At 64.2% G+C, this 21,541-nt stretch carries 20 protein-coding genes and 1 tRNA gene; 13 read left to right on the top strand and 8 right to left on the bottom strand.

Features of this window, described 5'->3' with window-relative positions; all coding sequences use genetic code 11:
- The first annotated feature begins 18 nt into the window (after positions 1–18).
- Positions 19–1,101 carry a D-alanine--D-alanine ligase family protein gene (locus tag QQS52_RS00105; protein WP_472772010.1) on the top strand — a complete coding sequence of 361 codons (1,083 nt, stop codon included), beginning with the start codon at positions 19–21 and terminating at the stop codon, positions 1,099–1,101.
- Here QQS52_RS00105 and QQS52_RS00100 read toward each other — a convergent pair.
- A complete protein-coding gene (locus tag QQS52_RS00100; RefSeq protein WP_472772009.1) occupies positions 1,098–2,018 on the bottom strand; it encodes a DUF3515 domain-containing protein in 921 nt (306 codons plus the stop codon). The two genes, QQS52_RS00105 and QQS52_RS00100, sit on opposite strands and share 4 nt — an antisense overlap.
- Positions 2,019–2,046: 28 nt before the next feature.
- On the opposite strand from QQS52_RS00100, the gene QQS52_RS00095 reads away from it, so the two are divergent.
- Genes QQS52_RS00095 through QQS52_RS00060 form a run of 8 tightly spaced genes read left to right on the top strand, consistent with a single transcriptional unit; the run spans position 2,047 to position 9,146 of the window.
- On the top strand, positions 2,047–3,003 hold the full coding sequence (locus QQS52_RS00095) for a thiamine-phosphate kinase (protein ID WP_472772008.1): 957 nt from the start codon (positions 2,047–2,049) through the stop codon (positions 3,001–3,003).
- Between the two features lie 5 nt (positions 3,004–3,008).
- On the top strand, positions 3,009–3,665 hold the full coding sequence (locus QQS52_RS00090; RefSeq protein ID WP_472772007.1) for a uracil-DNA glycosylase: 657 nt from the start codon (positions 3,009–3,011) through the stop codon (positions 3,663–3,665).
- A gap of 10 nt (positions 3,666–3,675) precedes the next feature.
- Complete coding sequence (locus QQS52_RS00085; RefSeq protein ID WP_472772006.1) at positions 3,676–5,028, top strand: DAK2 domain-containing protein; 1,353 nt, start codon at positions 3,676–3,678, stop codon at positions 5,026–5,028.
- A gap of 5 nt (positions 5,029–5,033) precedes the next feature.
- Positions 5,034–7,109 carry an ATP-dependent DNA helicase RecG gene (locus QQS52_RS00080; protein ID WP_472772005.1) on the top strand — a complete coding sequence of 692 codons (2,076 nt, stop codon included), beginning with the start codon at positions 5,034–5,036 and terminating at the stop codon, positions 7,107–7,109.
- 26 nt (positions 7,110–7,135) lie between these two features.
- Entirely contained in the window at positions 7,136–7,351 is a 216-nt protein-coding gene (locus QQS52_RS00075; RefSeq protein WP_296205180.1) for an acyl-CoA carboxylase biotin carboxyl carrier protein subunit, read from the top strand.
- Complete coding sequence (gene rsmD / locus QQS52_RS00070) at positions 7,348–7,911, top strand: 16S rRNA (guanine(966)-N(2))-methyltransferase RsmD (RefSeq protein ID WP_472772004.1); 564 nt, start codon at positions 7,348–7,350, stop codon at positions 7,909–7,911. The genes QQS52_RS00075 and rsmD overlap by 4 nt, the downstream gene beginning before the upstream one ends.
- Positions 7,912–7,938: 27 nt before the next feature.
- Positions 7,939–8,412, top strand: a complete 474-nt coding sequence (gene coaD, locus QQS52_RS00065; protein ID WP_070767775.1) for a pantetheine-phosphate adenylyltransferase — start codon at positions 7,939–7,941, stop codon at positions 8,410–8,412.
- Positions 8,409–9,146, top strand: a complete 738-nt coding sequence (locus QQS52_RS00060) for a TSUP family transporter (RefSeq protein WP_472772003.1) — start codon at positions 8,409–8,411, stop codon at positions 9,144–9,146. The genes coaD and QQS52_RS00060 overlap by 4 nt, the downstream gene beginning before the upstream one ends.
- A 242-nt stretch (positions 9,147–9,388) precedes the next feature.
- Here the strand turns inward: QQS52_RS00060 and QQS52_RS00055 are convergent, their stop codons facing one another.
- From QQS52_RS00055 to QQS52_RS00030, 6 genes are all read right to left on the bottom strand, one after another.
- On the bottom strand, positions 9,389–10,420 hold the full coding sequence (locus QQS52_RS00055; RefSeq protein ID WP_472772002.1) for an HNH endonuclease signature motif containing protein: 1,032 nt from the start codon (positions 10,418–10,420) through the stop codon (positions 9,389–9,391).
- A gap of 101 nt (positions 10,421–10,521) precedes the next feature.
- Positions 10,522–11,340, bottom strand: coding sequence for a DUF368 domain-containing protein (locus tag QQS52_RS00050; RefSeq protein ID WP_472772001.1), 819 nt, complete (start codon positions 11,338–11,340; stop codon positions 10,522–10,524).
- 52 nt (positions 11,341–11,392) lie between these two features.
- Positions 11,393–12,172, bottom strand: coding sequence for an amino acid ABC transporter ATP-binding protein (locus tag QQS52_RS00045; protein WP_070769304.1), 780 nt, complete (start codon positions 12,170–12,172; stop codon positions 11,393–11,395).
- A complete protein-coding gene (locus tag QQS52_RS00040; protein WP_472772000.1) occupies positions 12,162–13,097 on the bottom strand; it encodes an amino acid ABC transporter permease in 936 nt (311 codons plus the stop codon). Before QQS52_RS00040 ends, QQS52_RS00045 begins: the two co-directional genes overlap by 11 nt.
- On the bottom strand, positions 13,094–14,005 hold the full coding sequence (locus tag QQS52_RS00035; protein WP_472771999.1) for an ABC transporter substrate-binding protein: 912 nt from the start codon (positions 14,003–14,005) through the stop codon (positions 13,094–13,096). The genes QQS52_RS00040 and QQS52_RS00035 overlap by 4 nt, the downstream gene beginning before the upstream one ends.
- Before the next feature lie 245 nt (positions 14,006–14,250).
- A tRNA-Leu gene (locus tag QQS52_RS00030) sits at positions 14,251–14,327 on the bottom strand.
- Positions 14,328–14,478: 151 nt separating this feature from the next.
- On the opposite strand from QQS52_RS00030, the gene polA reads away from it, so the two are divergent.
- On the top strand, positions 14,479–17,085 hold the full coding sequence (gene polA, locus QQS52_RS00025; protein WP_472772266.1) for a DNA polymerase I: 2,607 nt from the start codon (positions 14,479–14,481) through the stop codon (positions 17,083–17,085).
- A 51-nt stretch (positions 17,086–17,136) separates the two neighbouring features.
- Here the strand turns inward: polA and QQS52_RS00020 are convergent, their stop codons facing one another.
- The gene (locus QQS52_RS00020; RefSeq protein ID WP_472771998.1) at positions 17,137–17,601 is read right to left on the bottom strand and encodes an RDD family protein; all 465 of its coding nucleotides are present in this window, start codon (positions 17,599–17,601) and stop codon (positions 17,137–17,139) included.
- 242 nt (positions 17,602–17,843) lie between these two features.
- Here QQS52_RS00020 and rpsA point away from each other — a divergent pair, with 242 nt between their 5' ends.
- The 3 genes from rpsA to QQS52_RS00005 all read left to right on the top strand — a co-directional run bounded on the left by rpsA (position 17,844) and on the right by QQS52_RS00005 (position 21,425).
- On the top strand, positions 17,844–19,304 hold the full coding sequence (gene rpsA, locus QQS52_RS00015) for a 30S ribosomal protein S1 (protein WP_472771997.1): 1,461 nt from the start codon (positions 17,844–17,846) through the stop codon (positions 19,302–19,304).
- A 346-nt stretch (positions 19,305–19,650) separates the two neighbouring features.
- Positions 19,651–20,781: a sensor histidine kinase gene (locus tag QQS52_RS00010; RefSeq protein WP_472771996.1), complete on the top strand. Its 1,131-nt coding sequence runs from the start codon at positions 19,651–19,653 to the stop codon at positions 20,779–20,781.
- Positions 20,742–21,425 (top strand): response regulator, encoded by a 684-nt coding sequence (locus tag QQS52_RS00005; RefSeq protein ID WP_472771995.1) that lies wholly within the window; start codon positions 20,742–20,744, stop codon positions 21,423–21,425. Before QQS52_RS00010 ends, QQS52_RS00005 begins: the two co-directional genes overlap by 40 nt.
- The last annotated feature ends 116 nt before the right edge of the window (positions 21,426–21,541 follow it).

Below are 21,541 nucleotides of genomic sequence, written 5' to 3'. Positions count from 1 at the left end.
CCGGTAAGCTAGCTGCCTATGAGTTCCCGAAAGATCCGCGTGGCGGTCGTCTACGGTGGCCGCAGCACTGAACACTCCGTGTCCTGTATCTCCGCCGGGGCGGTGATGAGCCACCTCCCGCACGACAAATACGAGTCGGTGCCTGTAGGCATTACCCGCCAGGGGCTGTGGACCCCGGGAACCACCGAGGGGCTGCAGCTGGACGGCGGCGTCCTGCCGGAGGTTGCCGCCGGCGACGAGCTCTCGCTGTCGCTGACCCCCAGCTCCCGCGGGCGCTTCGTCAATGTCACCCGCGGCGAGGTCTACGCCGAGGTCGACGTCATCTTCCCGGTCCTGCACGGTCCCTTCGGCGAGGACGGGACCATCCAGGGCCTGTTCGAGATGTCCTCAGTGCCCTACGTGGGTACCGGGGTACTGTCCTCGGCCACGGGCATGGACAAGGAGTTCACCAAGAAGCTCATGGTCGCCGAGGGCCTGCCGGTCACCCCGGAGGTCATCCTCCGCGACCGTTCCGAGCTGACCGAGGAGGAAAAGGCCGTGCTGGGCCTGCCGGTCTTCGTTAAGCCCGCGCGCGGCGGGTCCTCGATCGGCATCTCCAAGGTCACCGACTGGGCGCAGCTGCCGGAGGCCGTCCGCCTAGCCCGCGAGTCCGACCAGAAGGTCATCGTGGAAAAGGAAATCGTCGGCTCCGAGGTTGAGGTCGGCGTCCTGCAGTATCCGGGCGGTAGGCTGCTGGCGTCGGTGCCGGCGCTGCTCAACGGCACCGGAGACTCGGAGGAAGGCTTCTACGGCTTCGAGACCAAGTACCTGGACAACGTCGTCTCCGCCACCATCCCGGCCCCGTTTGAACCGGCGGTCATCGATCAGCTCAAGGAGCTGGCCCTGGAGACCTTCCAGGCCCTGGACTGCAAGGGGCTATCCCGCGTGGACTTCTTCGTCACCGAGCAGGGCCCGGTCCTCAACGAGATCAACACCATGCCGGGCTTTACCCCGATCTCGATGTACCCGCAGGTCCTCGCCGCCAGCGGCGTCGACTACGAGGCCCTGCTCGACACGCTCATCGAAACCGCGCTGGCAGACGCAGCCGAAGCCGCGGATTAGTCGGCGGCCCCAAGGGCATCGCCCAGCTCCACCAGCACGCTGTCGGCGACGTCCTGCGGCAGGTGTGCGGCGATGTCGGTGTCCTGACCCAGCGCGAACCAGGTGCTGGCCGTGGTGCCCGGAGCCAGGGTGGTGTCCTCGAACCAGGGCACGTCGTCGACCTGCTGGACCTGCTCGCCGGCCGCATAGCCCGGCGCCGGTTCCACCCCGCAGCGCAGGACTATGGCCTCGCGGCCCGGTGCGGTCCACACGGCCGTGCCCGCGGCGGTGCCCTCCGGCAGCTCCCGCTGGCGCTGGTAGTCCTCGGCCAAGGTCTCCGGCAGGGCGGCATCGAGGGCGCGGCAGGCTGAGCGGTTGTCGCCTGCGGCGGCTTGGAGCTGGGACAGGGGAGCCGCGTGCGGCTGATGGTCCGCCTGGTCCAGCTGGTCCAGGGACTCGTCTAAGCCGTCGGGCTGACCGTCGTCGTGGGTGGTCACCGCCACGATGGGGGCGCGGTCGACGGTGTACCACGTGGTCATGGTCGACCCCGGCGTCATGTCGCGGACCTGCAGCCACTGCGCGCCGCTGGCCTCGGTGGTCTCGGAATAGGGCGTGTACTGCAACGGCAGGTCGACGCCGCAGCGCAGCGTGGTCGCTTCGGAGGAGATGGTCGCCCAGGCGGCCACCCCGTCCGGCACGGGCTCGACGATGTCGGAGCGCTCGTGGCCGTAGAACTTGCCCGGCAGGTTGTCTATCACCGCGGCGCACTCGGCCGACGATGCCTCCTGCGACGGCACCGGCGACATCGCCACCGGCTCCCGCGCCACCGTGGAAAAGTAGTACTTGGCCCCGAACAGGACCGCCACGATAAGACTTAAGGAGATAGCCAGCAGCGCGTAGACTGCGGTGCGGTTAAATTGGTTACCCTGAGAGTCCATAAACTGCAATCTTATCGAAAGGTATTCGGTGAACTTAACCCCGACTCTGGCCGATGTGGGCGAACACGAGGTGATCGGCGAGATCATCGCGGCCGCGCCCAGCGCACTCAACGGCGACGACGCGGCGGTGATGTTTCCGGCCGCCCCCAACACGCGCACCGTCGCGGCTACGGACATGATGGTCGAAGGCCGCCACTTCCGGCGCGACTGGTCAACGCCCAACGAGATTGGGCAGAAGGCCATCCTAGAAAACTTCGCCGACGTCGAGTCCATGGGTGCGCGCCCCATCGCGGCCCTTCTAGCCATCAGTGCCCCAGCCGAGACCCCGGTGGAGTTCGTGCGGGGGATTGCGGAGGGCATCGCGCAGCGCTGCGAGCCTTATAACGCCGAGCTCGTGGGCGGAGATCTCACCCAGGGCATGCAGGTGACCGTCACGGTCACCGCGATCGGGCACCTGGGCGGGGATAGGCCGGCGATGGCCCTGGACCGCGCCCGTCCCGGCCAGCAGCTGGTCTCGCACGGCAAGATCGGCTGGTCGGCCGCCGGGCTGGCCCTGCTCGAGCGGTTCGGCCGCGAGCTACCCACCGAGCTGGATCACCTCAGCCCGCTCATCGATGCCCATTGCTGCCCTTGGCTGGATCCCAGCCGGGGTATGATCGCCCGGGCGGCGGGCGCGACCGCCATGACGGACATCTCCGATTCGCTCATCCGCGACGTCCGCACCATCGCGGCGCGCTCCGGGGTCAACATCGACTTGGATTCGGCCGCTATCGCACCGCACGAGCTGCTAGTCGAGGCCGGCCGCGCCTTGGGGGAGGATCCGTGGCGCTGGGTTTTGACCGGCGGCGAGGACCACACCCTGGTGGGCACGACGGCGAAGGAGGCGCCGTCGGGGTTTAGGGTCATCGGCAGCGTTAACAAGGGCGCGGCGGCTACGGTGGATGGGAAAGAATCCGCCTACGACGCCGGCTGGGAGGCCTTCTAAAACCCATGAGCGATATTCCCACGTGCACGCCGACTTACCACCCGTCCTGGGAGGAGGTGCTGAGCCCCGTCCTGGACGAGCACTGGCCGCAGATCCAGTCCCTGCTGGACACCGGGCCTTTTCTGCCCGCCGCCGAGAACCTTTTCCGTGCCTTCTGGCAGCCGCGCGACCAAGTGCGCGTGCTCATCCTGGGGCAGGATCCGTACCCGACCCCGGGCCACCCGATGGGCCTGGCCTTTTCTACCCAGCCGGGGGTCAATCCGCCGAAGTCGCTGGTTAACATCTACAGAGAGCTCCACGACGACTTAGGCGTAGAGCCGCCCGCCGACGGTGACCTGTCGGCCTGGAACGACCAGGGGGTCATGCTGCTCAACCGCGTGCTGAGCGTGGCGCCTGGCCAGGCGGGTTCCCACCGCGGCCACGGCTGGGAGGCGGTCACGGAGGCCGCCATCCGCAGCCTGGACTCCGAGCAGCTCGTGGCCATCCTGTGGGGCCGAGACGCGCAGAAGTGCGCAAGTTTCATCCCGCACGCCCACAAGCTGGCCGCCCCGCACCCGTCGCCGCTGTCCGCGCACCGCGGGTTCTTTGGTTCACGGCCATTTTCTCAGGCGAACGAGTACCTTCGGGCGGCTGGCGCGCGCGAAGTGGACTGGCGCTTGTAAGATAACGGCCATGTCTTTTCTAGGGTCCTTAGATGCGGCCGGGCTGCGCGGGTGGGCCAGCCGGGCCACCGGCGAACTCTCGCGCCGGCGCGCGGAGATCAACGCCCTGAACGTCTTCCCAGTGCCGGACTCTGACACCGGCTCCAACATGGCCTACACCATGGAGGCCGCGCTGCGTGAAGCCGACCAGCACCCGCAGGCGGACCTGGGTGGGGTGGCCCAGGCGCTCGCCGTCGGATCGGTGCGCGGGGCTCGCGGCAACTCCGGGCTGGTGCTCTCCCAGGTGCTGCGCGGGGTAGCGGAGACCGTCCACGACGGCCCGCTGGACGGCCAAGTGCTCGCCGATGCCCTGACGCTAGCGGTCCGGCTCGTCAGCCGTGCCATCGCGCAGCCGGTGGAGGGCACCGTGGTCACGGTCCTGCGCGCGGCCGCGGAGGCCGCCGAGGACGCGGCCGAGGACGACCCGCACCTAGAGCCGGTGGCGCAGGCGGCGGTGGAGGCGGCGCGGATCGCTTTGCAAAACACGCCCTCGCTGCTGCCGGAGCTGGCCGCGGCCGGCGTCGTGGACGCGGGCGGGGCGGGCCTGGTCGTGCTCCTCGAGTCCTTGCTGTCCACCGACACCCAGCCCGCCCCGTCTGCCGCGCCGGCGGAGGAGGGCGACTGGATGGAGGTCATGTTCTTCTTCCGCGGCGACGTTGACGAGCTCCAGGCCCGCCTGGACGCGATGGGCAACTGCCTGGTCGTCGCCCCCGCGGCCGACGATGCCGCCACCGTCCACCTGCACACCACCGTCGCCGGCCCGGTCATCGAAGAGGCCTTCGCAACTGGCCAGGTCAGCGACCTGCGCCTGGAGGTCCTGCCGGCCCCGTCGGAGCCTGTGGCAGGCAGCGAGCAGGTGCGCCGAGTGATCGCGGTCGCCCCGGCCGGCGCGGTGGCCAAGCTCTTTGCCGCGGCAGGCGTGGACGTCGTCGTCCCAGGGCAGAGCGCGGGCGAGACGCAGGACAACGATATTTTCCTCACCAACGGCACCGAGTCCGAGACCGGCCGCTGCCAGGTGGTTCCGACGGGATCTTTCGTCGCCGGCCTGGCCGCGCTGAGCGTCTACGAGCCCGGCAACCCCGACACCACCGCCATGGCGCAGGCCATGCAGGAGGTCGCCGACTCCATGCGCGTTGAGATCCTAGATGAGGAGACCCCCGAGGCCGTCGAGGAAGCCGGCCGCCGGCTGCTGGCCGCGGGCGGGGAACAGGTCACCGTCCTGTCCGCCCAGCCGATCGACTCGGTGGAGCTGGGGGAAAGGCTCGGCGCCGAGGTCGCGGCCCTCCAGGTGCCCGGGATCGCTACGGAAGTTGGGGTAGAGTAGCAGGCATGCTGGGGTGGCGCGATGAACGAAAGCTGTCGGAGGTCTTAGACCCGAAGCAGGCGCGCCGGCTGGAGGCCGCCTTCGGCTACACCACCTGCGGGCAGCTGCTGGAGCACTACCCGCGCGACTATATGCGCCACGGCTATGACGTGGGCATCGCCGATGCGGACGAAGGCGACCACGTCACCCTCTCCGGAGTTATCACCCGCACCAATTTCCGGCCCACCAGCCGGCGCGGGGTGCTGCGGGTCTTCCTGGACAACGGCCTGGTCGTGAGCTTTTTCAACCCGACGTTCCAGCGAAAATTCCTCCAGCGCGGGCGCCGGGCCATGTTCTCCGGCAAACTGCAGTTTTTCCGCGGGACCCCGCAGCTGCAGCACCCGGACTTCGTGATGCTCGATAGCTACGACGGCACGGTGTCCGGCTCCGGAGCCCTGCGCGGGCTGGCCAGCGCCGGTGAGCTCGAGGAGGTGTTGAGCCAGTGGGAGTGGCTCCCGGTCTACCCGGCCTCGGAGAAGGCCCCCTCGTGGCTCATCATGATGGCGGTCAAGCGCGTCCTCGACACGCTGCCCACGGTGCCCGAGCCGCTCGACCAGCGGCAGATGGTCAGTTTCGACACCGCGCTGCGCCAGGTCCACCAGCCCGGGCCGGCCGGCCCGGAGCGTGCCATCCAGCGCCTGAAGTACAACGAGGCGCTGGGCATCGGGCTGGTAATGGCCCTGCGGCACCGCGACGCGCAGTCGCACCGGGCCAAGCCACTGCCACCGCTGGGTGATGGCTTCCGCGCCGAGCTTTTAAGCAACCTGCCGTTCGACCTGACCAACGGGCAAAAGCGCGTGATCGCCGACATCTCCCACGACATGACCCAGGACGCGCCGATGGCCCGGCTCCTGCAGGGCGAGGTCGGCTCCGGCAAGACGATAGTCTCCGTGTTGGCCATGCTGCAGGCCGCCGATGCCGGCTTCCAAGCCGCCCTGCTCGCGCCGACGGAGGTGCTTGCCGCGCAACACTACGAGTCCGTGACGGCCACCGTCCCCGCGGATGTCAAGGTAGTCTGCTTGACCGGTTCGATGAAGGCCGCCGAGAAGCGCCAGGCGTTGCTGGACATCGTCTCCGGGGACGCGGACATCGTCATCGGAACGCACGCCATCATCCAGGACAAGGTGGAGTTTTTCAACCTGGGGCTGGTCGTTGTCGACGAGCAGCACCGCTTCGGTGTCGAGCAGCGCGAGGCCCTGCGCACCAAGTCTCACCCGGGCTTTAGCCCGCACCTGCTGGTCATGACGGCGACCCCCATCCCGCGCACGGTGGCGATGACCGTCTTCGCCGACCTGGCCGTCTCCACGCTGACCGAGCTTCCGGGCGGGCGCAAGCCTATCCAGACCTCGGTGGTGCCCGAGTGGATGCCGTCCTGGGTCTCGCGGGCGCTCGAACGCATCCGCGAGGAGGTCGCGGCCGGGCACCAGGCCTATATCGTCTGCCCGCAGATCGAGGGCGAGGGCGGCGTCGAGGCTGTTTGCGAGCAGCTAGCCCACGGGCCGCTCAAGGACATGCGCGTTGGGCTGCTGCACGGGCGTATGACGGACAAGGACGAGCGGATGGCCGCCTTCGCCCGCGGCGACATCGACGTTCTCGTGGCGACTACCGTGGTAGAAGTCGGCGTCGACGTGCCGAACGCCACCGTGATGCTCATCCGCAACGCGGAGAACTTCGGCGTCTCGCAGCTGCACCAGCTGCGCGGGCGTGTCGGCCGCGGTGGCAACGCCTCGGTCTGCCTGCTGCACACGCTCGCCGAGGAGGGCACCCCGGCCTTTAACCGCGTCCAGGCCGTCGCGGCCACGAACTCGGGCTTCGAGCTAGCCGAGCTGGATCTGGCCCAGCGCCAGGAGGGCGACGTGTTGGGCACCGAGCAGTCCGGCACCCGCCGCAGCCTCAAGCTGCTTAACCTGTTGCGCGACCGCGATATCATCGAGCGCAGCCACGCCGACGCCTTCGCCTTGGTCGAGCGCAACCCGGATCTGGCGCTGCAGCTGACCCAGGAGATGAACGCGGACAAACTCAGCTACCTGGAGAAGAACTAACCGGGCGCGGTGCTAGGGTATGGGGCATGGAAATTTGTGCGCCCTTCGCGGGCATCGTCCGCTACCACGTGGCGGAAGGGGACACGGTTGACGCCGGCGCCCCTGTCGCGACGGTGGAGGCGACCAAGCTGGAGATCCCGGTGGTCAGCCCGGCGCCGGGCATCGTGAGCCGGGTGCTGGTTCCAGATTTTTCGACCGTGGCCGGCGGTGACCGGCTGGCCGAGATTGGAGAGCGCCCATGACGCGGATCATTGCTGGACAAGCCCGGGGACGCACCATCGTGGTGCCGGATAGCGGAACCCGCCCGACCGCCGACCGCGCCCGGGAGGGCCTCTTTTCCTCCCTCAACGCCCGCTGGGGCTTTGCCGGTTCCCGCGTACTGGACCTATTCGCCGGCTCCGGGGCTCTAGGCCTGGAGGCAGCCAGCCGCGGCGCCGAGGAGGTCGTCTTGGTCGATGATGCCGCCGTCGCCTGCCGCGCCATGGAACACAACGTCGGCGTCGTCGGACACCCGCGGGTAACCATCCGGCAGCAGAAGGCCTCGGCCTACCTGGCGGGCGCCCCGCGCGGGTTCTTCGACATGGTCCTAGCAGACCCGCCCTACGCCTTCGATGCCGTCGATGAGCTCATCACCGCCATCGAGCCGGCGCTGGCCGACGAGGCCATCGTCGTCATCGAGCGCCACGTTGACTCCCCACACACCGAGTGGCCCGCCGGCTTCGAGCCGACCGGTCAGAAACTGAAGAAGCGTACCTTTGGTATTGCGCGGATGGACATGGCGCTGTACCATCGCGCCTCCTAGACCGCTACAGGAAGGACCTTGAACGCCATGACGAAGGCCGTGTGCCCGGGCTCTTTTGACCCGATGACCTTGGGGCATCTTGACATCTTTACCCGGGCTAACCAGCTGTTCGACGAGGTCACCGTGCTCGTGACCGGCAACCCGGACAAGCCGTCGGGGCTGTTTAGCATCGACGAGCGCATGGAGCTCATCCGCCAGAGCGTGCCCGCCGACATCAAGGTCGATAGCTGGGGCGGCCTGCTGGTGGACTACACCAGCGAGCACGGTATCGATTGCCTGGTCAAGGGCCTGCGCTCCTCGCTGGACTACGAGTACGAGCTGCCGATGGCGCAGATGAACCGGCGGCTGACCGGAATTGACACCATGTTCTTGCTCACCGATGAGAAATACGGGTATATCTCGTCCTCCCTGTGCAAGCAGGTCGCCAAGTTCGGCGGCGACGTGCAGGGCATGTTCCCCGAGGCGGTGGCCTGCGCGGTCATGGACAAGTACCACGCATGATGCTGCTGGCCGTCTTTGCCGTCGTCCTTTTAGGATCCTGCCTGCAGCGGGTCTCCGGGATGGGGCTGGGGCTTATCGGCGGGCCCGTGCTCATGCTGCTGATGGGGCCGGTCGAGGGCATCCTGGTCATCAACGTGCTGGCCTGTATCAACGCCGCGCTGACGACGGTGCCAGTGCGCCGCGACGTGGACTGGAAGGTCTTCGCCCAGATTGCGGCGGTGATGATGCTCGGCTCCATTCCGGCCGGTTTCCTGGTGGCGCGCACGGACACGGCTCCGCTGCTGGTAATCGTCGGCGGCGCGCTGCTTGTCGCGCTGGGCGTGGTGACCTTCGGCAAGCGCTTCGTGCCGCCGATGCAGGGCACCGGCCCCGCCGTCTCCGCCGGCATCCTGGGAGGGTTTACCAACACGCTGGCCGGCATCGCGGGACCAGTCATCACGGTCTACGCTCAAGCCGCACGCTGGCCACAGCAGATGTATACCGCCACGCTGCAGCCCATCTTCATGGTGGGCGGGTTCATCTCCGTCACGGTTAAGCTGCTGGTCGGTGCCGGCGGCCTCGACGGCGTGAGCGGCTGGCTGTGGCCGGTGGGCCTGATAGCGATGCTGCTGGGCATTAGCACCGGCACCGCGCTGGCGCGCCGTGTCCCGCGTGGGGCGGCGCACAAGTTTTCGCTCTTTATCGCCTCGGTCGCCGCCGCCAGCGCCGTGGTCCGCGGCCTTACCAGCCTTTAAAACGTGGGGTCTAGGCGCGCTATTTGGTCTCGCAACCTTGGCGCGCGATTCACCGGCGCAACTTAAACACTCAGCCTAGGTGCGCGCCCTAGGCTCACGATCAAAGTTCGCTACCTTGGCCCACCGTCTAGGCGCGCCGAGTAGGCACGCCGAATGGGCGTTCACGGTTTTCAACCGTGGACGCCTACTCGCGTGTTCCTGGTGTTTGCTGCGCGTCTGCCACCAGATCGGCCGCCGGCGGACTAGGCCGGCACGCGTTCGGGTGGTATCCACACCACCCGGCCGCCGACCCTAGCCATCCGGCCCCTAGCCTGCGCCGGGCCCGGCCCATCCTCATTGGCACCGTTATGGTGCGGGCACAACGTCGCCAGGTTCGCCGCGTTCGTCGGACCACCCGAGTCCCACGACTCCAAATGATGAACCTGGCACTCATCCGCACCAGCCAAACACTCCGGCCACGCACACACCGGATGCTCCATCAACGCCAAGCGCCGCTGCTTCCACGAGGCCAAACGCACATCCCGGTAACAATTAACCGGGCCGACCACCGGATCGAAAACCCCAACGTAGCCAACCTGCTCAAACGCCCGAGTCACCAACTCCGCACCACTAATCACCGCGCCGTTGGTCAGCTGCACGGTAATATCCGCGGCATCCTTGCCACCAACCAAGTGCCCGAAATCCTTGAGGTTGAGCACCACATTAGTGGTAACCAACGCACGCACCCCGCCGCGGCACCTACCGCCGGCACCGACACCATCACCGGCCCCGGCACCTTCCCCGTCGCCGCTGGTGAAAACCGCGCGCGCATCCTCGACGGTGCGAACTTGAGCTTTGATATCGGCGACGAGGCCAGCATCGGCGATAAGACGCATCGACCACAACCCCTCCGCCGAACGGCGGTAGATCACCCCCGGCTGCGGCGTCAGGGCAGGCCGGGCCTCCTGAATTTTGCGGCGGGCCGTGGCGGCCATTGCCTTGGCATCAACCGGCTGGGCAGATAACTCCTCCATGATGCGCCAGGCATCGTTTGTGTTTTTCACCCGCCGCAGTACCCCACGCAACACGTCGAGCACGGGCAGGCAGTGGCCGTGGCGGGCGGCATTCGCGCGCACCCGACGCTGGCGGCGGGCCTGCCTGACCGGGCCGAAGAATACCCCGGCCAGGTCGAAGAGACGCTCCAGCTCGTCACGACCGGAGCCAGCGGCCGCGCGCTCGGCATCCCAGTCGGCGTGCCAAGCACCCTCCACGATCTCAATGCCAGGCTGGGTCACGGCAGCCACAAACCTAGAAAAACAATCCCCCGATCTCATGCCCCACACACTAAAAGAGCCCCTGCCAGCCTGCAACTGGAAGGGGCATCGTGGGCTCGAAGCTACTGGTAGGATTTGGCCTTGCGGTTGTCCAAGTAGATGAACGCGGAGACAATGGCCACGCCGAGGACAATCATGCCGAGGATGGCCGGGGAGCCGGCGTCCTGGCTCTCGCCCCAGGGCCACAGGGCACGCAGCGAGCCCAGCATGAAGCCGGCCATCGCGGCCAGGGTTATGGAGTGGTGGTTGTCCAGCAGGTAGTTGAGCACCTTGACGAAGGCGGCCAAGCCGCACAAGGCGCCCAAGGCGAAGACGGCGACGGTGCCTATCTCGCGGTCGCTGACGGCGCCGATGATTGGCTGGTAGAGGCCCATCGTCAGCAGGATGAGGGAACCGGACACGCCCGGCAGCACCAGGGCGCAGACGGCGATGGCGGCGGCAAAGAAGACGACGACCAGCGACGGGTCCTCATGCGGGGCGGAGGTAAAGCCGGTGATGAAGAAAATGAGCACGGCGGCTACCACGAAGGCGATGAGGGAGGGGGCCTTGAAGCGGTCGGCCTTGTCCATCATGGACACCGGCACGATGATGGAGACGGCGACCATGCCCAGGAAGAGGGCCTTCGACAGGGACACATGCCCCTCGACGAAGCTGGACATGACGGACGAGAGGCCGAAGACCGCGGCGAGCATGCCGGCGGCTACGGCGATGATGAAGCCCCACTCGACTTCCTTGAAGCGGGCTTTGAGGATCTTGTCGGCGTTGTGGAGGGCCCGCTCGTAGATGCCTACGATGAGGGCAACTGTGCCCCCGGAGATGCCGGGGACCAGCTCGGCGGAGCCGATGAGCCCACCGCGGATTGCATTGGCAAAATGATTCATTCTTTCCAGCCTAGCGGCAACTAAACCCGCGGTGGTCGCGCCACTCCGGCGCTTAGAGCAGTGAAGACAGGAACTCCTGCGTACGCGGCTGCTGCGGGTTGTCGATGACCTGGCTCGGCGGGCCGGCCTCGACCACGCGGCCGTCGGCCATGAAGACGATTTTGTCGGCGACCTCGCGGGCGAAGCCGATTTCGTGGGTGACCACGAGCATCGTCATGCCGTCGGCGGCCAACTCCTTCATCACGCGCAGGACCTCGCCGACGAGCTCGGGGTCAAGCGCGGAGGTCGGCTCGTCGAAGAGCATCAGCTTCGGGTCCATGGCCACGGCGCGGGCGATGGCCACGCGCTGCTGCTGGCCGCCGGAGAGCTGGACCGGGTAGGCGTTGGCTTTCGATGCCAGCCCGACCTGGTCGAGCAACTCCATGGCGCGTTGCTTGGCGGCCTCGGGGTCGACTTTCTTGACGTGGATGGGGGCCTCAACGACGTTTTCGAGAACCGTCCGGTGGCTGAACAGGTTAAAGTTCTGGAAGACCATGCCGATGTCGGCGCGCTGGGCGGCAGCTTCCTTCTCGGAGATTTCGTAGAGGACGCCGTTGCGCTCCTTGTAGCCGATGAGGTCGCCGTCGACGTAGAGGCGGCCGGCATCGATGGTTTCTAGGTGGTTGATGCAGCGCAGGAAGGTCGACTTGCCGGAGCCGGACGGCCCCAGGAGGCAGACAACCTCGCCGTGCTGGACCTCCAGGTCGATGCCGCGTAGAACCTGCAGGGAGCCGAACTTCTTGTGGATCTGCTGCGCTTGCACCATGGGCTGGCGGGTATCTTTAGCGTTCATTGCGCGGGGCCTCCTGGACGACGTTGACATTGTTGGGAATGACGCCTTCGGCATCGGCGAGCGCGGCCAGTTGGCGGGCGGTCAGTTCGCGGGTGGCGCCGCGGTCGAAGTAGCGCTCGAGGTAGTGCTGGCCGATCATCAACAGCGAAGTGATGACCAGGTACCAGGTGGCTGCAACCATCATCAGCGGGATCGGCTCGAAGAGCGCGGCGGAGATGTCCGTGGCACGGCCGAAAATCTCGTGGGTGTACGGGATGGCCACGACCAGGGAGGATGTCTTGAGCAGGGAGATGAACTCGTTGCCGGTCGGCGGGATGATGATGCGCATGGCCTGCGGCATGACCGTGCGGTACATGGTCTGCCACCAGCTCAGCCCCAGCGCCTTCGATGCCTCTCGCTGGCCCTCGCCCACGGAGTTGATGCCGGAGCGCACGATTTCGGCCATGTAGGCGGCCTCGTTAAGCCCCAGGCCGATAACGGCCAAGAAGAACGCGTTGGACAAAAGTTCATCGAGGGAGATTTCCGCAAAGCCCAGGTTGATGGACTGGTAGATGGCGCTGAGCAGGCCCCAGAAGACCAACTGCACGTAGATCGGGGTGCCGCGGAAGACCCAGAGGAAGACCCAAGAAACCGCGCGTAGCACCGGGTTGGGGGACATGCGTAGGATGGCCAAGACCGCGCCGCCGACGACGCCGATTACCATCGCCAGGATGGTGATCGCAATGGTGTGCAGCGAGGCGATGGCGATGCGCGTATCCAGCAGGTAGCTGAAGTACGTCGACCAGCCGTAGGCCTCGTTGTTGGCGGCGGCGATGACGAACCAAGCGGCCAGCACGAGCAGTAGGGCGGCGAAAGCCCAGCGCCACGGGTGGCGCAGCGGTTTCGCGTGGATTTCCGGGGGAGTGGAGGGGGTATCCTGTGTCATTTCACTGGCCTTTCGTTGATAAGAGCCTCGTCGACGAGCCCGTCTTCGACGCCCCACTGCGCGAGGATTTCGGCATATTGCCCGTTGTCGATGAGGTGCTGCAGCGCGGCCGCTGCGGCGGGGCCTAGTTCCGACCCCCTGGGGACGGCCATCCCGTAAGGGGCGGCCTGGGAGATGCCGCCGACTAGCTCCAGGCGGCCGTCGGCGCGGTTGACGGCCCAGCCGGCGGCGGGGGAGTCGGCCGAGAGGGCATCGGCCCGCCCCATGAGCACCGCGAGCGCGGCGTTGTCGGCGGTGTCGTAGGCCAAGACCTGCATGTCGCCGTCGCAGGCTTCCGCCTTGGGGCGGACGTCGTCGGTGTCGGAGACGGTGGTGCGCTGGACGGCCACGGTCAAGCCGCAGGGGTTGTGTGGGTCGATCTCCTTGGAGGAGTCCGTGCGCTTGGTCCACTGGATGCCGGCGTAGAGGGTGTCGACGAAGTCGAAGTTCTCGCGGCGGTCCGGGGTATCGGTAAAGCCGGAGACACCCATGTCAATCTGGCCGGACTGGACGGCCGGCAGGATCATGGCGAAGTCTTGCTCCTCGATGCGGAAATCGAGCCCCAGCACATCAGCGACGGCGTGGGCGAGATCCATCTCCAGGCCGACGATCTGGCCGTCGGCGTCCTTGAGCTGGAAAGGGGCGAAGGGCGGGTTGACACCGATGCTGAGCACACCGTCATCATCGTCATACATTGCGGCGATCTCGTCGACCTTGTCGGCGCGGATGGGTTCCCACCCGTCGGGCGTGGATTTTTCTACGTTGGTCACGCAGCCGCTCAAGCCCAACGTGGCTATCGTCACTGCGGCGACCGTAGCCCGGCGGGCGCGGCGCGCGGCGGTGACTTTGCCTGGTGCAGGCACAACCATAGTCGTGTGGTCCTTTGGGAAACGTGCGGATGAATAGTTACCCCTCAAATGTATAATATTCGACCGCATTTAAGAAATTACCGCGCCGGAACGCGAGATTCGTTCTCTACCTCGCCCAGCCTCTATCCCCGATCAAAAAACCGGCCGAGCCGTTTGCCCTGGCCGGTTTTTGTGCGAATTATTTTTGACACTTTTTGACACTAAACGGGGTTCTCGCGTTGGGTGCGAAGTGGTTCCGCTGGTAGTGGTGCCCCTGGTGAGACTCGAACTCACACTGGACGGGTTTTGAATCCGTTGCCTCTGCCAATTGGGCTACAGGGGCGCGCGGGCATGGCCGCACTGGGGAAATACTAGCGCATTGGGAGCGGGGAAGAGAAATCGAACGCTGACCCACGCGGCGGGGCGCCTATTGCCTAGACTAGGGAGCCGTGACTGATTCCAAACAACGCCTTCTGCTCATCGACGGACACTCTATGGCCTTCCGCGCTTTCTACGCGCTGCCGGCAGAAAATTTCTCCACCTCGGGTGGCCAGCACACCAACGCGGTCTATGGGTTCTTGTCGATGCTGTCGAGCATCGTGAGCGAGGAACGCCCTGACAAGATGGCCGTGGCCTTCGACGTGGGGCGCAAGACCTTCCGGACCGAGAAGTTCCCGGAGTATAAGGCCCAGCGCGAGGCGGCGCCGGAGGAATTCAAGGGCCAGGTGGACATCATCCGCGAGGTGCTGACCACCCTGGGCATTACGACGCTGTCGCGGGAGAACTTCGAGGCCGACGACATCCTGGCGACCCTGGCCACCGAGGCTACGGTGGCGCAGGACTTCGATACCTATATCGTCACCGGCGACCGCGACTACCTGCAGCTGGTCAACGAGTCCACGACGGTGCTCTATCCTATGCGCGGGGTGAGCAACCTGCACCGGTTCACCCCGGAGGCCGTGGAGGAGAAATACGGTCTGACCCCGCGGCAGTACCCGGATTTCGCGGCGCTCCGCGGCGATCCGTCCGATAACCTGCCCGGCATCCCGAAGGTCGGGGAGAAGACGGCGACCAAGTGGATTACCCAGTACGGCAGCCTCGACGAGCTGGTCGCCCACGCCGATGATATTAAGGGCGTGGCCGGCCAGAACTTTAGGGATCGTGTGGAGCAGGTCCAGCTCAACCGCGAGCTGACCCAGATGATTACGGACATGGACTTAGAGGTTGGCCCGGCTGACCTGGCCTTTAAGGGCGCGGTCGTCAGCGAGGTCGCCGATCACTTCGACGACCTCGAATTCGGCACCAACCTGCGCGATCGTGTCCTCAAGGCCATCCCGAACGACGGCGGTGAGGCCGCCTCGCAGGACGAGGATGCGCAGGTGCCGGAAGTGAGCATCGTTAGTGAGAAGCTGGCGGACTGGCTTCCGGGGCGTGGGCACGTGGCCGTCTTCGTCCAGGGCGACGGGCGGCCCGGGCAGGGCGATGCCGCCGCGATGGCCTTCGTCGACACCGACTACCACGGCCTGCAGGTCGAGCTGGCCGAACTCGACGCGGCCGATGACAAGGCCCTGGCCGTATGGCTTGCCGACGCCGACTGCCCCAAGTACCTGCACGAGGCCAAGGCGGTCTACCACATGCTGTTGGGGCGCGGCATTGAGTTGGCGGGCATCGCCCACGACACCGCGGTGGCGGCCTACCTGCTGCGCCCGGGCCAGCGTACCTACGAGCTGCCGGACGTTTACCAGCGCCACCTACACAAGACTCTGGGGGCGGCTAGCGACCAGCTGAGCCTTTTGGATGAGACCTCCCTGGTGGATTCCGCGGCCGCGATCATGGAGCTGGCCGCGGAGCTGACCCGACAGCTGCACGACATCGACTCCTTCCAGCTGTACACAGACCTGGAGATGCCGCTGATTTCCATCCTGGCGCGGATGGAGGCCACCGGCATCGCCGTCGATATCGACACGCTGGACGCCCAGCTGGAGGCCTTCGTCGCCCAGGTCAAGGAGCAGGAGGACGCCGCGCGCGAGCTGGCGGGCGACCCCTCGCTGAACTTGAACTCGCCGAAGCAGCTGCAGGCGGTGCTGTTTGATACCTTCGACCTGCCGAAGACGAAGAAGACTAAGACCGGCTATTCAACCGCGGCCAAGGAGATCGAGGCCCTGGCGGCCAACCACCCGCACCCGTTCCTGGACCACCTTCTGGCCCACCGCGAGTACCAGAAGCTCAAGTCCACGCTGGAGGGACTTATCAAGACGGTCCAGCCGGACGGGCGCATCCACACCACCTTCAACCAGACGGTGGCCTCGACGGGCCGGCTGTCTTCGGCGGATCCGAACCTGCAGAACATCCCGGTGCGCACCCCGGCCGGGCGCAGGATCCGCTCGGGCTTCGTGGTGGGCGAGGGCTTCGAGACCCTGCTGACCGCGGACTACTCCCAGATTGAGATGCGCGTGATGGCCCACCTGTCCCAGGACCCGGGGCTCATCCAGGCCTACCAGGCGGGCGAAGACCTGCACAACTATGTCGGCTCCAAAGTTTTCGATGTCCCGGTCGACCAGGTCACCTCCGAGCTGCGCCGCCGCGTCAAGGCGATGTCCTACGGCCTGGTCTACGGCCTGTCCGCCTTCGGGCTCTCCCAGCAGCTGGGCATCAGCCCGAAGGAGGCCAAGGACATCATGGAAAGCTACTTCGAGCGCTTCGGCGGGGTCAAGACCTACCTGGACGAGGTGGTCGATACTGCCCGCAAGGACGGCTATACCTCGACCATCTTCGGGCGCCGGCGCTACCTGCCGGAGCTGGCCAGCGACAACCGTCTGGCCCGTGAGAACGCCGAGCGCGCCGCCCTCAACGCCCCCATCCAGGGCACCGCGGCCGACATCATCAAGGTCGCGATGATCCGCGTCGATGCCGCACTCCAGGGCAAAAAGTCCCGCGTCCTGCTGCAGGTCCACGACGAATTGGTCGTCGAAATCGCCCCCGGCGAGCTCGACGAAGTGCGCGCAATCCTGGAAAAGGAGATGGATTCGGCCATTAGCCTGCGCGTGCCGCTGGAGGTCTCGGCCGGGGCCGGCACCAACTGGGACGCCGCCGCGCACTAGTCAACCAACCTCCGCTGGCGCGGGGTATAGGCCATTTCCTTTAGACCTCTTCTAAACCTCCTCCATGGGGTCAAAGGGATCCAGGCGCCGGTCGACGCGGGCCTGGGCGGCGAAGTCGCCGGGGTGGCGGCCCAGCAGCAGGACGCTGAGCGCGACCAGGCCGATGATGAGTTCGTCGAGGATGGCCGGGCCGATGGCGGCCAGCATGGTTAGCAGCACCCAGCTGTTGCGGATCGCCGCGCCGGTATAGCCGCGGGCGCCCTCGTAGACCTGTAGTCCCAGCGACCACTTGCCCAGGCTGGTGCGGTAGCGTCCCTCGACCACCACGCGGTAGGCGAAAAAGCCTAGACCCAAGCCGACGACGTTGTAGGTCTCGGCCGCCGGGCCGGTCAGCGGCTCGGAAAACATGAGGTTGATAAGCCCTCGGAGCAGCACTAAGACTGCGGCGACCGCGAAGGCGTCGATCCACCAGGCGACGGCGCGGCGGAGCAGTACGGCAATTCTTTCGGTCCACATAGCCTTCCACCTTAGAAGAAAACCGCCGGTATTTGCGCAAGTAGCTGCACGGATGTAGTGTGTAGCAGGTGCGTCTATGCTCTCAAGCGCTCGTTCGGCTCTGGTAGGAAAGCCAAATGGCGCTTGGGGCGGGATTGCGTCTAACCGTTCATCAATACTCTCAGCAGCATTAATGCGGCGGCGCAAGAGACGTGCGAATGTCCAAATTCGATTTCCTACGTTATTTCGGAGCATTTTTACGCATGCCATCTTCTAACACCCCTCAGGTTGCGATCAACGACATCGGAACCGCTGAGGACTTCCTCGCAGCCGTTGACGCGACCATCAAGTACTTCAACGATGGTGACATCGTTGCCGGTACCGTCGTCAAGGTTGACCACGACGAGGTGCTGCTCGACATCGGGTACAAGACCGAGGGCGTTATCCCTTCCCGTGAGCTGTCCATCAAGCACGACGTCGACCCGGATGAGGTCGTCGAGGTCGGCGACGAGATCGACGCTCTGGTCCTCACCAAGGAGGACAAGGAAGGCCGCCTGATTCTATCCAAGAAGCGCGCTCAGTACGAGCGTGCTTGGGGCGCCATCGAAGAGCTGCAGGCCAAGGAAGAGCCTGTCACCGGTACCGTCATCGAGGTCGTCAAGGGCGGCCTCATCCTCGACATCGGGCTGCGCGGCTTCCTGCCGGCTTCCCTGGTCGAGATGCGCCGCGTCCGCGACCTGGAGCCGTACATCGGCCAGGAGCTGGAGGCCCAGATCATCGAGCTGGACAAGCAACGCAACAACGTTGTCATGTCCCGCCGTGCATACCTCGAGCAGACCCAGTCCGCGGTCCGCTCCGAGTTCCTACACCAGCTGCAGAAGGGTCAGGTCCGCAAGGGCGTTGTCTCCTCCATCGTCAACTTCGGCGCCTTCGTCGATCTCGGCGGTGTCGACGGCCTGGTTCACGTCTCTGAGCTGTCCTGGAAGCACATCGACCACCCGTCCGAGGTCGTCACCGTGGGCGACGAGGTCACCGTCGAGGTTCTCGACGTCGACCTGGACCGCGAGCGCGTGTCCCTGTCCCTGAAGGCAACCCAGGAAGATCCGTGGCGCGTCTTCGCCCGCACCCACGCTGTGGGCCAGATCGTCCCGGGCAAGGTCACCAAGCTGGTTCCGTTCGGCGCCTTCGTCCGCGTCGAGGAGGGCATCGAAGGCCTGGTTCACATCTCCGAGCTGGCTCAGCGCCACGTGGATGTTCCGGACCAGGTCGTCACCGTCGGCGAAGAGGTCATGGTCAAGGTCATCGACATCGACCTCGAGCGTCGCCGCATCTCCCTGTCGGTCAAGCAGGCTGACGAGGACTACACCGACGAGTTCGACCCGTCCAAGTACGGCATGGCCGACTCCTACGACGAGCAGGGCAACTACGTCTTCCCCGAGGGCTTCGACCCGGAGACCAACGAGTGGAAGGAAGGCTTCGACGAGCAGCGTCAGGCCTGGGAGGCCCGCTACGCCGAGTCCGAGCGCCGCTTCCAGCTGCACTCCGCTCAGATCGAGCGTCACCGTGCCGCTGCCGCCGAGGCAGCCGAGGCCGGCGAGTCCTCAAACTACTCCTCCGAGTCCGCAGATGCAGCTCCGGCATCTGAGGCTCCGGCAGAAGAGGCTGGCTCCCTTGCTTCCGATGAGCAGCTCGCTAAGCTGCGCGACAAGCTAGCCGGTAAGTAAACCCACTGCGCGCCGTAGTCGATGCACTAGACTACCCGTAAGTCGTGGTTTTGGGTTTACTCGGTGAAAGCGTTGGTAATCCGCTAATAGACCGACCGATGATCGGTTTACTAGCGGATTATTTGATTTTTTATGACGCGCTGATTATTTTTTAGTAACCAGCTCGATTTCTCGTTATGTTGAAGTCGTAGTATTTAAGCTACCGTAAAACAGATAACGCTATGAGCTGCCTCCCTTGCTTAACCAGGGGTCGACACGCTTGGGGCTTAAACTGCTAGTGCCCTTGCTTCCTGTATCCCTCTTCTTAATTAAAGGGGACGATATTATAAAGTGTGCTAGGTGAATTGTGGACTTTAAGAAAGGGATTCTTTTTCTTGCGCTGCCGCCGGCTATTTTCATAGCTTTCGTGCAGTTTACTGTGCTGGACGCCTTGTATGTGAATAATCCGGTGCCGTGGATTGTCGACGTAGTACTTGCAATTTTCATAGGTGTTGTAGCGTATTATGGGTGGTGCGAGAAACCCACCGCTGTAGCTATTCTTGTTGCCACTGCAGGGATTTCAGTTCTCTTATTCTTCACCCCCTTTCAGTGGGCTGGCATTAGTACATGGATGCTAATTTTTTTAACCGTCCAGATATATAAACAGCATAAGTTACATCTTATTTCGTTTTCCTATTCGGCGGTTTGCTGTCTTGGTCCACTTGGGATTTCTACTAGGGAAAGCTCTGATGCCTGGATTATCGTAATTTTCGGGTTTTTGACATCCGCGGCGGCCGCTGTGGGGCTTTCCCTTCGTATGGAATCCGAACGTTCTCGGGATCGTGCTTTGCGCGAAGTGGGCGACGAACTACACGACGTGGCCGCTAATGAACTAAGTGGGATGGTGATAATGATTCAAGCGCTGCGGCATACTTTCGAAGGAAAAGAACCAGGATTAAATAGTTTGCAGGAATTAGAGGAGTCGGGCTTACGCGCCCTGTCCGCTATCCAGGATGCCGTCGACGCCCCTGCTAAAAGAGATTTAAAGAAAAGTGGTAGCTTAGCCGAATTAAAAACACTCGTTTTTGGATTCCTGAATAAGTATCCTGCGGCAGAGGCAGATATTGGCGGTTTGGAAGTCGATCCCGAAATACTAGATCCGCGGTGTATCCATGTCTGCACGAGAATACTCAAAGAGGCATTCAGCAATCTTAATAAATATGGCTCTCAATCGCCCGTTGGCCGGGGAATTGTCTTAAGGATAAGGGTCAACGACCTGGGGGATATAGATATCTTCCTAGCCAATCCCCTATATGAAAACAGTGTACTAAACGAGGGCCGTACAATCGATAAAGCCATTTTTAGTACAGGCCGTGGTCAAAAGACTATGGTGCACCGTGCAGATTCTGTTGGAGGAAAAGTGCATTCCGGTCCCGTCTTGGATAATGGTGGCTCTAAATGGATATTAACTGCTTATCTTCCCAAGGGGCGAAAGTGATACGCGTTCTTGTGGCAGATGACCAGCATTTGGTCCGGACAGGCGTCTCGCTAATCTTGTCAGCGGAACCGAATATCGAGGTGGTCGCGCAGGCCTGTGATGGGTTCGAGGCCTTGAGCTCCATTGAGGTGGAGCGACCTGACGTTTCCTTAATTGATATTGAGATGCCTGGGGCAGGAGGTTTGGAAGTCTGCCGTAAGGCTGCGGACAAAACAAATATTATTATGCTCACTACCTTCGGTTTCGATAATTATGTCGACTCAGCCTTGGAATACGGGGCAAGAGGATTCTTGCTTAAGAATTGCGGGACGAACCTTTTAATTGAATCAGTCCGGGCGGGCGCTCGTTCGCAATGTTTGATAAGCCCGGAGTTGATTAGGGGGATTCTGCAACGGAGGGAAAAACCGAATGGAGGAGCTCTCGACTTAGGACTAAGTCCACGTGAACTGACTGTGGCTAAACTTGTCGCCCAGGGAAGGACAAATCAGGAAATCGCATCAGAACTGTATATATCTATGTCGACGGTAAAAACGCACCTCGAACATATTAGTAGTAGGTTGGGAGCTCGGAACCGCGTTGAAATTGCGGCGCGTGTTTGGCAGTCTGGTGCCTGCGACGGAGACTACCAGTGGGGTGGTGCCTGACGGCCTTTGGCGGGCACAATGAGGGTATAATTATAGGGCTGGTTCGCCCCGGGTTTAATGGAGGGTAGGAAATTGGAAAAGGAAACTCTCACATGCCCGTCAAATACACCCCGGAG

The sequence above is a fragment of the Corynebacterium sp. 1103A genome (assembly GCF_055700955.1).
Note: the sequence above shows the minus strand (reverse complement) of the source record. Positions and strands in the feature narration are given on the sequence as shown.

Excerpts from the sequence above, each read along its gene's own strand:
- QQS52_RS00005 (WP_472771995.1), top strand. The coding sequence starts at position 20,742 with ATGGATATTAACTGCTTATCTTCCCAAGGGGCGAAAGTGATACGCGTT.
- QQS52_RS00045 (WP_070769304.1), bottom strand. The coding sequence starts at position 12,172 with ATGAACGCTAAAGATACCCGCCAGCCCATGGTGCAAGCGCAGCAGATC.
- rsmD (WP_472772004.1), top strand. The coding sequence starts at position 7,348 with ATGACGCGGATCATTGCTGGACAAGCCCGGGGACGCACCATCGTGGTG.
- QQS52_RS00105 (WP_472772010.1), top strand. The coding sequence starts at position 19 with ATGAGTTCCCGAAAGATCCGCGTGGCGGTCGTCTACGGTGGCCGCAGC.
- QQS52_RS00085 (WP_472772006.1), top strand. The coding sequence starts at position 3,676 with ATGTCTTTTCTAGGGTCCTTAGATGCGGCCGGGCTGCGCGGGTGGGCC.
- QQS52_RS00035 (WP_472771999.1), bottom strand. The coding sequence starts at position 14,005 with ATGGTTGTGCCTGCACCAGGCAAAGTCACCGCCGCGCGCCGCGCCCGC.
- rpsA (WP_472771997.1), top strand. The coding sequence starts at position 17,844 with ATGCCATCTTCTAACACCCCTCAGGTTGCGATCAACGACATCGGAACC.
- QQS52_RS00060 (WP_472772003.1), top strand. The coding sequence starts at position 8,409 with ATGATGCTGCTGGCCGTCTTTGCCGTCGTCCTTTTAGGATCCTGCCTG.
- QQS52_RS00050 (WP_472772001.1), bottom strand. The coding sequence starts at position 11,340 with ATGAATCATTTTGCCAATGCAATCCGCGGTGGGCTCATCGGCTCCGCC.
- coaD (WP_070767775.1), top strand. The coding sequence starts at position 7,939 with ATGACGAAGGCCGTGTGCCCGGGCTCTTTTGACCCGATGACCTTGGGG.
- QQS52_RS00020 (WP_472771998.1), bottom strand. The coding sequence starts at position 17,601 with ATGTGGACCGAAAGAATTGCCGTACTGCTCCGCCGCGCCGTCGCCTGG.
- polA (WP_472772266.1), top strand. The coding sequence starts at position 14,479 with ATGGCCTTCCGCGCTTTCTACGCGCTGCCGGCAGAAAATTTCTCCACC.
- QQS52_RS00075 (WP_296205180.1), top strand. The coding sequence starts at position 7,136 with ATGGAAATTTGTGCGCCCTTCGCGGGCATCGTCCGCTACCACGTGGCG.
- QQS52_RS00090 (WP_472772007.1), top strand. The coding sequence starts at position 3,009 with ATGAGCGATATTCCCACGTGCACGCCGACTTACCACCCGTCCTGGGAG.
- QQS52_RS00100 (WP_472772009.1), bottom strand. The coding sequence starts at position 2,018 with ATGGACTCTCAGGGTAACCAATTTAACCGCACCGCAGTCTACGCGCTG.
- QQS52_RS00040 (WP_472772000.1), bottom strand. The coding sequence starts at position 13,097 with ATGACACAGGATACCCCCTCCACTCCCCCGGAAATCCACGCGAAACCG.
- QQS52_RS00080 (WP_472772005.1), top strand. The coding sequence starts at position 5,034 with ATGCTGGGGTGGCGCGATGAACGAAAGCTGTCGGAGGTCTTAGACCCG.